The sequence below is a fragment of the Rhodococcus sp. SMB37 genome, from assembly GCF_004345605.1.
GTDB lineage: Bacteria > Actinomycetota > Actinomycetes > Mycobacteriales > Mycobacteriaceae > Rhodococcus.
The window spans coordinates 252,997-265,594 of the sequence record NZ_SLVY01000003.1; the positions used below are offsets into that span (position 1 = coordinate 252,997).

General features: G+C 64.3%; 10 protein-coding genes. 9 read left to right on the plus strand and 1 reads right to left on the minus strand.

Annotated features, from left to right (window positions below; translation table 11 throughout):
- The first annotated feature begins 81 nt into the window (after positions 1 to 81).
- The 3 genes from EV641_RS06930 to EV641_RS06940 are packed head-to-tail and all read left to right on the plus strand — an operon-like array spanning position 82 to position 4,378.
- On the plus strand, positions 82 to 1,995 hold the full coding sequence (locus EV641_RS06930; RefSeq protein ID WP_132471252.1) for a S9 family peptidase: 1,914 nt from the start codon (positions 82 to 84) through the stop codon (positions 1,993 to 1,995).
- A gap of 26 nt (positions 1,996 to 2,021) precedes the next feature.
- Positions 2,022 to 2,750 carry a MerR family transcriptional regulator gene (locus EV641_RS06935; protein WP_132471253.1) on the plus strand — a complete coding sequence of 243 codons (729 nt, stop codon included), beginning with the start codon at positions 2,022 to 2,024 and terminating at the stop codon, positions 2,748 to 2,750.
- 32 nt (positions 2,751 to 2,782) lie between these two features.
- Complete coding sequence (locus tag EV641_RS06940; RefSeq protein ID WP_241996895.1) at positions 2,783 to 4,378, plus strand: alpha/beta hydrolase; 1,596 nt, start codon at positions 2,783 to 2,785, stop codon at positions 4,376 to 4,378.
- Positions 4,379 to 4,406: 28 nt separating this feature from the next.
- Here the strand turns inward: EV641_RS06940 and EV641_RS06945 are convergent, their stop codons facing one another.
- Entirely contained in the window at positions 4,407 to 5,048 is a 642-nt protein-coding gene (locus EV641_RS06945; protein ID WP_132471254.1) for an HAD hydrolase-like protein, read from the minus strand.
- A gap of 204 nt (positions 5,049 to 5,252) precedes the next feature.
- Between EV641_RS06945 and EV641_RS06950 the strand changes: the two genes are divergently transcribed.
- From EV641_RS06950 to EV641_RS06975, 6 genes are read left to right on the plus strand one after another with little or no spacing between them, the layout of a single operon-like run.
- On the plus strand, positions 5,253 to 6,119 hold the full coding sequence (locus tag EV641_RS06950; RefSeq protein ID WP_132471255.1) for a MurR/RpiR family transcriptional regulator: 867 nt from the start codon (positions 5,253 to 5,255) through the stop codon (positions 6,117 to 6,119).
- Positions 6,120 to 6,153: 34 nt separating this feature from the next.
- Positions 6,154 to 8,289, plus strand: a complete 2,136-nt coding sequence (locus EV641_RS06955) for a PQQ-binding-like beta-propeller repeat protein (RefSeq protein WP_158289132.1) — start codon at positions 6,154 to 6,156, stop codon at positions 8,287 to 8,289.
- Positions 8,286 to 9,236: a sugar ABC transporter permease gene (locus EV641_RS06960; RefSeq protein ID WP_132471257.1), complete on the plus strand. Its 951-nt coding sequence runs from the start codon at positions 8,286 to 8,288 to the stop codon at positions 9,234 to 9,236. Before EV641_RS06955 ends, EV641_RS06960 begins: the two co-directional genes overlap by 4 nt.
- On the plus strand, positions 9,233 to 10,054 hold the full coding sequence (locus EV641_RS06965) for a carbohydrate ABC transporter permease (RefSeq protein WP_199233166.1): 822 nt from the start codon (positions 9,233 to 9,235) through the stop codon (positions 10,052 to 10,054). The genes EV641_RS06960 and EV641_RS06965 overlap by 4 nt, the downstream gene beginning before the upstream one ends.
- Before the next feature lie 35 nt (positions 10,055 to 10,089).
- Positions 10,090 to 11,421 (plus strand): extracellular solute-binding protein, encoded by a 1,332-nt coding sequence (locus tag EV641_RS06970; RefSeq protein WP_132471258.1) that lies wholly within the window; start codon positions 10,090 to 10,092, stop codon positions 11,419 to 11,421.
- Positions 11,418 to 12,527, plus strand: a complete 1,110-nt coding sequence (locus EV641_RS06975) for an ABC transporter ATP-binding protein (RefSeq protein ID WP_132471259.1) — start codon at positions 11,418 to 11,420, stop codon at positions 12,525 to 12,527. The genes EV641_RS06970 and EV641_RS06975 overlap by 4 nt, the downstream gene beginning before the upstream one ends.
- Positions 12,528 to 12,598: the final 71 nt, after the last annotated feature.

Consider the following 12,598-nt stretch of genomic DNA (forward strand, 5'->3'; position numbering starts at 1 on the left):
CGTTGTGGTGAGCGGTCGACCGATCTCGTCACCGAACCGGTCGCCGTGTCGCTCGCGACGCCCCTACTGATCGGAGTCCGAATGCCCACCCCGAGGACCGACGATTCCTTGCCCGAATTGATCGACGTCGAGGACTTCTTCGCCGATCCGCACTTCGCCGGCGCATCGATTTCGCCGGACGGAACCAGGCTGGCCTACCTGGCACCGAAACACGGGCGACGCAATGTGTGGGTGCGCGGCATTCACGAGGACCACGACGACGCCGTCTGCGTCACGCACGACAGCAGACGCGGGATCTCGACCTTCCACTGGACCGGCGACTCCCGCTGGCTGCTCTACCTTCAAGACACCGACGGCAACGAAGACTGGCATCTCCACCGAGTGGACCCGGATGCCCCGGACGTACCGGCCGTCGATCTGACGCCGCTGCCACCGGGATCACGAGTGTTCGGTGTCGAGCCTCTGGCGTCGTCGCCCGGCAGTGTGCTGGTGTGGATGAATCAGCGACCGACGTTCATCGACGTGTTCCGAATCGATGTCGCTGCCGGCGAGACGGCGATGCATATGGAGCAAGCCGAACCGACCGTCAGCACACTGCTCGACCGCAACGGGTGTGCGGCCTTCGAAACTGTCGAGACCGAGGACGGCACCCTCGAGATCTCCGCGGTGGACCCCGCAACCGGCGACCGCCACCTCCTGCACCGTCTGGGCGGAGCCGAGCATCCTCTCGGCATCTACCCGCAGATCGTGACACCCGACGGAAAGGGGCTTCTACTCGGCAGCTACCAGGACTCCGACGACCTGCGGCTGGTCCGCATCGATCGAGACACCGGCGAGGAAACAGTGGTCTGCGCCGTGGACGGGCACAACCTGTGCACTCTGGACATCCACGCCCCCGGCCTGCTGCCACCGGCCGTCTTCCTCAGCCGCCGTACCGGCGAGGTGATCGCCGCTCGGTTCGTCGGGGACAGGCCCAGAATCGAGGTCCTTGATCCGCACTTCGCCGAGGTTCACGCGAAGCTGGAGAAGCTCTCCGACGGGGTGCTGGGCACGTTGTCGTCGGACGAGTCCGAGCAACGATGGATCGCCACGTTCATCCACGACCGCGAACCAGCGGTGACCTGGTTCTACGATCACGCCACCGGTGAGAGCAAGCAGCTGTTCCGGCCGTATCCACACCTGGACACGGCAGCGCTGGCTCCGATGGAAGCCGTGAGATTCCCGGCCCGCGACGGGCTACCACTGCACGCGTTCCTCACCCTCCCGATCGGGATCGAGCCACGAAACCGGCCGCTGGTCCTTCTGGTCCACGGCGGGCCCTGGGCTCACGACACCTGGGGATACAACCCGGAGGCGCAGCTGCTGGCCAACCGTGGTTATGCGGTGCTGCAGGTCAACTTTCGGGGCTCGACGGGCTACGGCCGACGGCATGTCACGGCTGCTATCGGCGAGTTCGCGCGTGCGATGCACGACGATCTCCTCGATGCCACCGACTGGGCCGTCGCCCAGGGCTACGCCGACCCGAACCGACTCGGAATCTTCGGCGGCTCCTATGGCGGCTATGCGGCACTTGTCGGTGTCACGGTCACCCCCGACCATTTCGCCGCCGCGGTCGATTACGTGGGAATCTCCGACCTCGCGAACTTCCTGCGGTCGATGCCGCCGTTCGCGCGCGCCCACTTCACCAACAGCTGGTACCGCTATGTCGGCAACCCTGACGATCCCGCCCAAGCAGAAGATATGGCCACTCGATCACCCATCACCATGGTCGAGAAGATCCGTACGCCGCTTTTGGTGGCCCAGGGCGCGAACGACGCCCGCGTCGTCCAAGCGGAGTCCGACAACATCGTTCGATCCCTGCGAGATCGCGGTGTGCCGGTCGAGTACCTCCTCGCCGACGACGAGGGCCATGGCTTCGCGAACCCGGAGAACCAACACCGGCTCTACCATGCGGTCGTACGTCACTTCGCCGAGCATCTCGGTGGGAGACGATGACAGAACACCGAGACACAGGAGACGGCATGGGGTGGAGCACTCGCGAACTCTCCGAACTCGCTGGCACGACGGTGAAGTCGGTGCGGCACTATCACGACATCGGCATTCTCGATCAGCCGCCGCGGGCATCCAACGGCTACAAGCAGTACGGCGTCGCGCATCTTGTTCGGGTGTTGCAGATCAAACGCCTCACCACGCTCGGATTCTCGCTCGCGCAGGTTGCCGAGATGGGTGAGGACATCACGCATCCGGTGCAGTCGTTGCAGGCGCTGGACGCCGAATTGGCGGCCACCATCGAACGGCTACAGCGTGCGCGGATGGAGGTCGGCCTTCTTCTGCGGCATTCCGCGAGACCCGATCTTCCGCCCGAATTGGCTCTCGCGGGCAATGTCGGCGACCTCTCCGATGCCGACCGATCCTTCGCGACGTACTTGACCAGAGTGCTCAGCCCATCCGACCTCGACGCATACGGCGAATTGTTGCGCAGCCCCGCCACACAGACCAGCGCAGATTTCGACGCCCTGCCTGCTGACGCCGACGAACAGACGCGGGCAGACCTGGCCCGACGAATGATCCCCGAAATCGAAACCTTGACCGAGCAGTATCCCGGCGCATTCGACAGCGAAATCGCACACGATCCCCGCACTGCGCGCAAGATCGGAGCCGTGATGTCCGAGGTCTACAACCCCGCACAACTCGACGTACTGCGCAGAGTGGCGCTGGCACGTCATACAGACGACAGCGCCGACAACTGACAATCCCCATTCCCGATCGGAGCTCGGTTCCCATGTTCGGACCTCGATATCGAGGCGCGCTCTCACTGCCACAGCCCATGCCCGTTCTCGCCGTTGCGGCCTCGACGCTCCTGGCCCTCGGCGCGTGCAGTTCCGGGCCGACGACGTCGCACGCACTCCAACCCGAGCCGGAGTCCTCTGCGGAGTTGCAACGCTTCTACGGCCAGGACCTGGTGTTCGGCGCGTGTGAGGGTTACGCCACCACCGCCGCCGACCAGGCCGTATTCACCAGCGATCCCGGATTCCGCTGCGCCCGTGTGGAAGTTCCTCTCGACTATGACGAACCCGACGGCGAAACTGCGCAGATCGCACTGCTCAAAGCACCTGCCCGGGGCGAACCGGTCGGGCCCTTGATTCTCAACCCCGGTGGACCCGGAGGTGCCGGCATGAGCATGGCCGCAGTCGGCGCCACCACCTTGGCCGAGAGCCCTCTCACCGCGAACTTCGACCTCGTCGGGTTCGATCCCCGCGGTGTCGGAGCCTCCACACCTGCCATCGACTGCTTCACCGACGCCGAAACCGACGCGGGCGAAGCCGGGACCACCGTGCTCACCGGCTCCGGATCGTGGACCGAGGACGATACTCGAGCGCTGGTGGAGCAATGCTCGCAACGGTCCGGCGGCGACGAGGTGCTGGCCGGTGTCGGCACCCGCGACACGGCACGCGACATGGATATCCTCCGCGCCGTACTCGGCGACGACAAGCTCAGCTACCTCGGCCGCAGCTACGGCACGAGGCTCGGTGCGGTGTACGCCGAGATGTTCCCCTCCAACGTGAGGGCAATGGTCCTCGACGGAGCCATCGATCCGCACTTGGGAACCGTCGAACGCCGCATCACCCAGTTCGCCGCTTTCCAACGATCTTTCGACGATATGGCAGCCGGGTGCGCCAAGGCGCCGGACTGCCCACTGGGCACCGATCCGAGCAGGGCCGTCGAGATGTTCCACGACATCACTCGTCCCCTCATCGACGATCCGATCATCACAGCAGACGGGCGACGGATGGACTTCGACGCCGCCTACGGCGCAGTGATAGCCGGGCTGTACGACTCGCGGGTATGGCCGGTCATCACCAAGGGGATCGGCGAGTTACGCGCGCGTGCACCCGAGACTCTGCTGCGCATCACCGACGCGTTCGGAGGCCGGGGAGAGGACGGTACATATCCGAACGCTCCCGAGGCGAACTTCGCGATCAACTGTATGGACGAACAACGCAACACTCCGGAACAGGAAGTCGACCTGAAGCATCGGATCCAGGCGGTCGCTCCGTTCACCGACGCCGGACTCGGCCCTGAAGGCGCACGTGACCCATGTGAATCATGGCCCGCAGAACCCACATTGAACTACCCGTATGCCACCGACATCGACGGACTACCCGACACGCTGACCATCTCGATCACCGGCGATCCATCCACACCGTACGAGGCGGGTGTGAGCCTCGCCGACACCTTGGGCGGCAGCCTGCTCACCGTTGACGGTGATCAGCACACGATTGCATTCAACGGCACCAGCGATTGCGTAGACACCATCGTCGCCGACTACGTCATCGATCTGACATCCCCGCCGGAGCACTCCCGATGCAGTCTCTGACCACCGGTCTGCACCGACCTCGCGCGGCCTACAAGTTGGCCCCCGGAGCCTCTTCGAGCAGGCCGAGAAGACTCGACAGGTCCGCGAGATCCTCGAGGTGGTGGTCGCTTCCTGCCGCCGCGAGAATGCTCGGATCCTGGTAGCCCCCACCGATCGAGATCGGCGTGTAGCCGGCTCGCCGCGCACACGTCATGTCATAGGCGGTATCGCCGATGTAGAACGCGTCGTCCCCGAGGGGCCGGAGCGAAGCCAGACATTCCGCCTTGTCGGCGACCGACGCACGAACGTGGTCGAACACCCCGGTAAGGCCGTTGCGCTCGAGGTCGTTGTGGACAACCGCAGCGTCCGCAGCGGTCACCACACCTGTGACGACGCCGTGCCGCCGAAGCTCTGCGAGCATGTCGGCCGCACCATCACGGACCGGTGCAGGTGACTCCATCACCGTGTTCCACCGCGCCTCGACGCCATCGACCTCCGAGTCGGCGATGCCCATCCCGCGCAGCCAGTCCTTCATCGGCAGCGTGAACGAATTCTGGAATGTGGCGCGGTCCATCGTCGGGATCCCCCGGCCCGCGACGGCGTCGTTCGTCGCGGTGACAGCTCGGTCGAGATCGTCCATGACCGTCCCGTTCCAGTCGAACAGGACGAGTAGGCGAGCACGCACGGTCATGGAATTTCTCCTGGAAGTCGAGGGATGCGCCGACGCGACCACGCCGGGTACGAGAGATCTCTGCACGGAAGGTGTCTCCGCTGACCTTCACATTGCCACGCATTCCTGAAACTTTTGTTCAGAATCATCACGCTTGTGAAAACTTCATTCGTCGTTCACCTGTGGTGGCACTCCGGTTCACGGCGAGCCCATAGGTTCACTGCCATGACCGACAAGGCCGTGAAGTCGGCTCCGTTATCGCACAGCGATATTCGGCAGCTGATCAGGTCCCACCTCCTCACCTTCTCACCCGCCGAGCGCCGTGTGGCCGACGTGGTCCTGTCGGACTCATTGGAACTGCTCGATACCTCCGTCACCGAACTTGCGGAGCGCGCCAACACATCTGCAGCAAGCGTGGTACGAATGTGCACGAGTATCGGTCTCCGCGGCTATCAGGAACTGAAGACACGGCTCGCCCTCGAGCATATTCCCGTCACACACCTCGACTCCGATTCCGAGCGCGATGGCCACAACCTGACGACAACGATTCTGCGCGATTTCGCCGCCGCGCTGAGAGATACCGCAAGCACTCTCGACATGGAATCGGTGAATGAGGTGGTGGCGGAGATACTTTCCGCACAGCGCATTCAGCTCGCCGCTGTCGGAACGTCGGCGATGCTGGCCTCCGACTGCGCCTACCGACTCAGCACACTCGGCCTCAACGTCACCTATGTCGCCGATGTCCACGCACAACACATCCAGGCACGGATGCTCCGCGAGGCCGATCTCCTGTTCGCCATCAGCCACACGGGTTCGACCTTCGAAACACTGGCCGCGGCACGCGCAGCGAAGGCTTCGGGGGCAAAAGTCGTGGCGCTCACCAGTTTCACTCGATCTCCACTGACCGAACTGTGTGACCGGACCATCATCGCCGGCAGCGCAGAAACCCGAATTCGCGTCGAAGCCGTCACCAGCAGGCTCGTTCACCTCGCTGTCCTGGACGCGCTCCACATCATTCTCAAACGACAGGTACCGGACGTCGAGAGGTATCTGCAGGCAACTGCAGACGTCCTGGCCGAACACCGCTTCTGACCAATCCCCTCCCTCAATGCAAGGTGCAACAAACATGCATGGAACAGTCCGCGGCGCCGACAGAATCGGCCTTCCCGGAGTGATCGTCTCCAATGGACAGGACACCACCCACACCGACGACAACGGCGCATACACGCTCCCGGAACGAGGACGATTCGTCTTCGTCTCCCGTCCCGAAGGGTTCACCGCTGCCCGCTGGTGGTTTCCCGCCACGCCCGGACCCGTCGACTTCGACCTCGTGGAACGTCAGCAGAGCTTGCCTTTCGAAATCGTGCATCTGACCGACACGCACCTGAGCGTTCCCGGTGGCGTGGCGGAAGGCACCGAACGCAAACGGCGCTCGATGTACCCGGAAGGTGGTCTGTCGGACCAGTTCACGACACTCCTGCGCTCGCTCCCGACGACCTTGCCCGACGCGCAGGCGATCTTCCTCACCGGCGACCTCGTGGACACCGGAGTCTCCGATGAGTACGAAGCTCTGGTCGAGGTGCTCGCAGCGAGCCCCCTTCCTGTTCATGCGATTCCCGGAAACCACGATCACATGAACGGCCGCAGCGAGACGGTGATCTCCCCGAACAACTACCTCACGAACACGGCCGACCCCTCCGCCTACGAAAGCCATCTCGGTCCCCGGTGGTACAGCTTCGACATTCCGGGCCTGCATGTCGTCGCGATGGACTGGCACACCCACGAGCTGGGGCTCGACAACGTTGTTCAGGAAGAGTGGCTCCGCAACGACCTGGCGCTGGTGTCTCCGGACACTCCGTGGGCATTGCTGTTCCACGACCAGCCGAACGACACCCTGCTCACTAAGGTTCCTCGCCCGCCCGTGGCCACGTTCTCAGGCCACTGGCACACCTCGCGGGTGGTACGGGTGGACGGCACGCTGCACGTCAACACCGCGCCCACGCTTTTCGCAGGACTGGACTACAGTCCGCCATCGCTGCGACGAGCAGTCTGGGACGGCACGGAGTTCACCCTCGACACCGTGGCACTCCACTCGTGCGACGACGCCCGACTCGCCCCTGTTCTGAGCAAGTCCACCATCGCCTCCGCACCGAATGCATCGACAGTCGAGGCCGTCCGCTGGCGTACCTTCCTCACCGGCGGCGGTCATCGACAAGGCGTGTCGATCGACGAAGGCCGGGTCTTCGTCGGCTCCCAGATCGAGGACTCGCCGGGAGGAGCCGTCGAGGCACTCGAACTCGACACGGGCCGCGTCCTGTGGACCGCGAACACAGCATCGTCCGTCAAGGTTGCCCCGACGGTCGTCGGGGATGTCGTGGTCGGTGTCGAGGTCACCGGCGACGTGTCGGGCTACGACCGGGCCGACGGCACGCTGCTGTGGACCTGTCCGTCACCCGACCCTCTGCGACGCTTCGCGTGGGGAGCGCCGTCGAAGGCCGACGGCAGTGTGGTGGTCGGAGATCAGGCCGACCTGCGCCGTATCGACGTCGCCGACGGCAGTGTCCTCTGGCGGCGGACCGATCTGGCTCCCCATCACAATCTCGTGAGTCATACCGCTCCCCTGATCGTCGACGACCTGGTGGTGGCAGGTTTCTGGCCCAGCCCCGAACATCCCATCGGGTTGAGTCTGGACACCGGCGACAACCTGTGGACGCAGGCTGCCGCGGAATCGTCGGCGGACTTCCGGAAGACCAAGCGCCTGCTGGTCATGGGCACCGCCGCGTACGACGCCGCGACCGAGACGGTGCTCCTGCCCGGATACTCAGCGACAGTCGCGGTGGATGCCGCATCCGGAACATTGACGTGGGTGGCGGAGCATGCGGGCAACTACAGTGCAACCTCACCGGTGGTCACCGATCGAGGCATCCTCGTGACAGTCGTGGGACGCGGGCTCACGATGCTCGATCGCACCGACGGGCACATCCTCTGGGACCTCGAAATCGACTCGGCCGCCCCGTTCCCCATGCAGCCCTACTCCAAGCAGTCCGGTTCTGTCCTCGCACCGCCACTGGTGCTCGACGACACGATCTTCCTTCCCTGCCTGGACGGAACGATCCGGACGTACTCCCTCGACGGCGTACCGCTCACCAGCGTTTCTGCCGGTGTGCCCGTGGCTGCGCCGCTGGTCGACGCAGGGCACCTCCTCATCGGGGTCGGACTGGACGGTGGCGTCTTCGCGATGGACCGAGAGGCGCTGCTGTGACCGCCACGCTCAGCTCGCGGGTCGAGGAGAAGAAACCACCGTCCTCTTCCACCGACGCAACGCAATCCGACTACCGTCCCTCGACATGGCGTCGGTGGGCCCCGGTGATCATGGTGTCGCCCATGGCGATCCTGGCATCCGTCTTCATCTTCCTCCCGGCGGTTCTCACGTTCATCGGAAGCTGGTTCTCGATTCCGCTGGCCGGCGGCGAATGGGCTTTCGTCGGATTCGCCAACTACCAGAAGATCTTCGGCGACTCTCGGGTGTGGCAGGCGATCACCAACACCGTCCTGTACTCGCTGGGCACGATCATCCCGAGCCTCGCGATCGGTTTGTTGCTGGCGTTGCTCGCCGATTCCCTCACTCGCGGAAGGGCACTGGTTCGTACCCTGCTCTTCCTGCCCATGACCGCAAACCTGGTCGCCATGGCCGTGGTCTTCACGTTCATGTTCGACTTCCGTAGCGGCGTCGCGAATTCCCTGCTGGGCATGATCGGCGTCGCACCGATCAACTGGCTCGGCAGCACGGACTACTCGCTGCTCACCGTCGCACTCGTCGGAATCTGGCGGACCGCGTCGTTCACCATGATGATCTTCTTCGCCGGCCTGGCGACCGTCCCGGACACCATGCACGAGGCCGCACGCATGGAAGGCATCAACGGGTGGACGCGACTGGTGAAGATCACGCTGCCCGTGATGAAGCCGTCCGTGGTGTTCGCCGTGGTCATGGCCGTCCTCCAATCCGTCCAAGCATTCGACACGGTTCGGGTGATGACAGACGGCGGCCCACAGCATTCGTCCGAACTGATCCTGACCATGGCATGGCGGATGGGCTTCCAGTACTTCGATCTGGGCGCGGCGTCGGCACTGTCCTTCTTGATGGTGGTGGCGCTGCTCGCAGTCGGCATCTGGCAGCGACGCATGCTCTCCGGAAAGGCCGAACGATGAACACTGCCCTACGGACCGGCAGGTGGGTACTCCTCACCGTCGCACTCCTGATCTCGCTGTTCCCCTTCTACTGGATGCTCCGCACCTCGGTTGCAGACCACGACCAGGTATTCGGCACCGGATTCTCCCTGCTGCCGGACGGCATCACCTTCGACGGTTACGCCCGCGCGTGGAACGATGCGTCGCTGGGCAACGCCATGGTGGTGGGGTTGCTCGTCACCTTCGGCATCCTGGCCCTCCAACTGCTGACCTGCATCCCGGCCGCGTACGTGCTGACAGTGCACCGTGCGCGGTGGACCGGCAAGCTGTTCGGGTTCGTCATGCTGTGCCTGCTCATACCGGCGCAGGTCACGATGATTCCGCTGTTCATCGGCCTCAACCAGGTCGGACTCGGCGATACTTTGGCCGCGCTGATCCTGCCGTTCGCCACATCGGTGCTCGGTACCTTCATGATCCGCAACCAGATGATGTCCATCCCCGCGGCGCTGTTCGAGGCATGCGAGATGGACGGACTCGGACCCATCCGCACGATGATCAGCATCGTCACGCCCATCGCGATGCCCGGTATCGCCGCCTTCAGCGTGTACTCGATCTTCGTTCACTGGAACGACTACATGTGGCCCCTTCTCGTGGCACGAAGCCCCGAGATCCAGACTCCCCCACTGGCATTGTCCATCTTCCAGGATGCCAGCACCGGATTCGACTATCCCGCGCTTGCCGCCGGTGCTGCGATCGTCACTGTGCCGATCGTCGTCATCTTCCTCGTCGCCCAGAAGCATTTCGTGCGGGGCATGAGCGGTACCGAAATCACCGGATAGCAACCTCCACACCCCACAACAGGAGCAACAGACTCATGCGTTCCCGTACACGTGTCCTCGTCGGCACCACCGCAACAGCCCTCACCTTCGGTCTCGCCGCGTGCGGCGGCGCCGGCACCACCACGACAGATCAGCCTGCAGACGGAGCGTCGGTGGCCGCTGCCGTCGACGTCGACCAGTGCGCCGTCGAAGGAACCGTCATCGACGTCGCATTCAACTCGGTGGCAACCGAATCCATGGCTGCTGCCGTGAAAGCGATGGAAGCGAAATACCCGGGCCTGACGTTCGACGCGGAACCGGCAGCGTCCACGTCCTATGACGATCTCACCCAGCAGATCGTCGCCGACATCGCCGTGGGCAACCGCCCCGACCTCATCATGACCGGACTCGGACAGATGCAGTTCTGGGTCGACGCCTACGATCCCGTCCCCTTCGATTCCTCAGTGCTGGCCGATACCTACCAGAAGCAGTTCCTCGGCGCCGGCACCGCACGTGACGGTGTCACCTACGTGGCGCCCGCGCAGATCTCCGCGCCGGTCATGGTCGTCAACCAGGACCTGCTCGACGAGGCCGACGCGGGGGCAGCCGAAGATATCAAGACCTACGACGATCTTCTGCGTGTCGCGGAGAAGGTCACCACGAAGACCGGGTCGCCGTCCGTCTCGATCGCTCCTACGGGCCTGCCGGAGTGGTTTGCGCAAGGACTCATCCAGGCTTCCGGCGGCACTCTCGTCGATTCCGAAGGCGCCGCAGCATTCGGTGACGCTGCCGGTGTCGACGCACTGCGCATCTCGTCCGACCTCGGCAGCAATGGGTGGGAGGCCGGCATTCCCGACGCCACCCAGGCCATGGACATTTTCACCTCGGGCACCTTGCCCATCTCGATGGTCACCACGTCCAACATCGCGGCGATCAGCCAAGGTATCGGCGACAAGTTCGACTGGATGCCCATCAAACTACCGACCGTCGACGGCAACCAGGATCGCGCGTTGCCCGCAGGTGGCAACGGCTACATGGTCCTCTCGGAAGATCCCTGCCGCGCAGCGTTCGCCAATGAGCTCATCGGGCAGATCCTGACCCCGGAGAGCGTGCTGCAGGCGTCGGGCACTCAGCGCAGCTACATCCCCGTGGACACCACTGCTCGCGACGAACTTCTGGCATCCGACCAGGCGACCCCGCAGATGACGTTCGCGTGGACCTTCGACAACGAACTCACCCAGTGGGGTGGGTTCCCGGGCGCACACACCGCCGAGATCTACGACATCATCGAAGTGATGAACCAGCAGCTCCAGACCGGCGCGGACGCCGAAAGCACCGTGCAGAGCGCAGTCGAGTCCATCAACGCAATCGTAGGAGCCGTGTCGTGACCGCCATCCAGATCTCGGGTGTCACCAAGACCTTCGGCGACGTCGCGGCACTCGCAGATATCGACCTCGACGTCGAGTCCGGTGAGAACATCGCAATCCTCGGACCGTCCGGTTCCGGCAAATCCACCCTCTTACGGATCATCGCCGGCCTCGAGGCTGTCGACACAGGCGAGATCCGGTTCGGAGGTGAGCCACAGAACGGGATCCCGCCCGAGAAGCGTGATGTGGCAATCGTTTTCCAGAGCTACGCTCTCTATCCACATCTGAGCAGTCGCGAGAACATCACCCTGGGCCTGCGACACGGGAAGAAGCTCAGCCGCGCGGAGGCAGACGCTCGCGCCACCGACATCGCCACCCGGATGCAGGTCGAGCACCTCCTCGATCGCAAGCCTCGGCAGATGTCGGGTGGGCAGCGTCAGCGCATCGCGCTGGCCAGGGCGCTCGCTCGGCGCAGCAACATCGTGCTGCTCGACGAACCGCTCTCCGGGCTCGACGCCCAGCTCCACGCCGCCCTCCGCGTGGAGATCGCGGGACTGCTGCAGTCGGTGGGTGCCACCGGCATCAACGTCACCCACGACCAAGCCGACGCGATGGCAATGGCGTCCCGTATCGCCGTCATCAACAAGGGGCGCATTGAACAGCTCGGCACCCCCGATGAGCTGTACCGGCAGCCGCAGACGTTGTTCGTCGCAGGTTTCGTGGGCACTCCTCCGATGAATCTCTTCCGCGTCGACCCCGAAACCCGCGTGTCACGCTTCGGTCCCCTTCTCGGTGGCGACGACGCCATCACGCTGGGTGTACGGCCCGAACGGTTCCACCTGGGTGAAGGAGCCCTGCACTCGTCGGAGATCTGGCGTGTGGACGGCAGGGTCGTCCTCATCGAGCCGACCGGGCGCGAACGGATCGTGCACGTGCAGTGCGGGGACTCGGTCGAGTCCTTCGCCATCCTGGTGGGCAGTGAGAACGTGCCTGCGATCGGTGAGCACGTGACCGCATGGTGCGAACGCAGCCACGTTCACGTGTACTCGAACCTCACCGAACAGCGACTCGGCAACGCACAAGAGTGCGGCATCGGCCTTCGCGAACCGGTGCTCGTTGCGGGTTGAGTCCCGACTGTCGGGTACTACCATTGTTGACGGTGCCGTGGGTGTGCATGGGTTCGTTGTCCGCGCACACC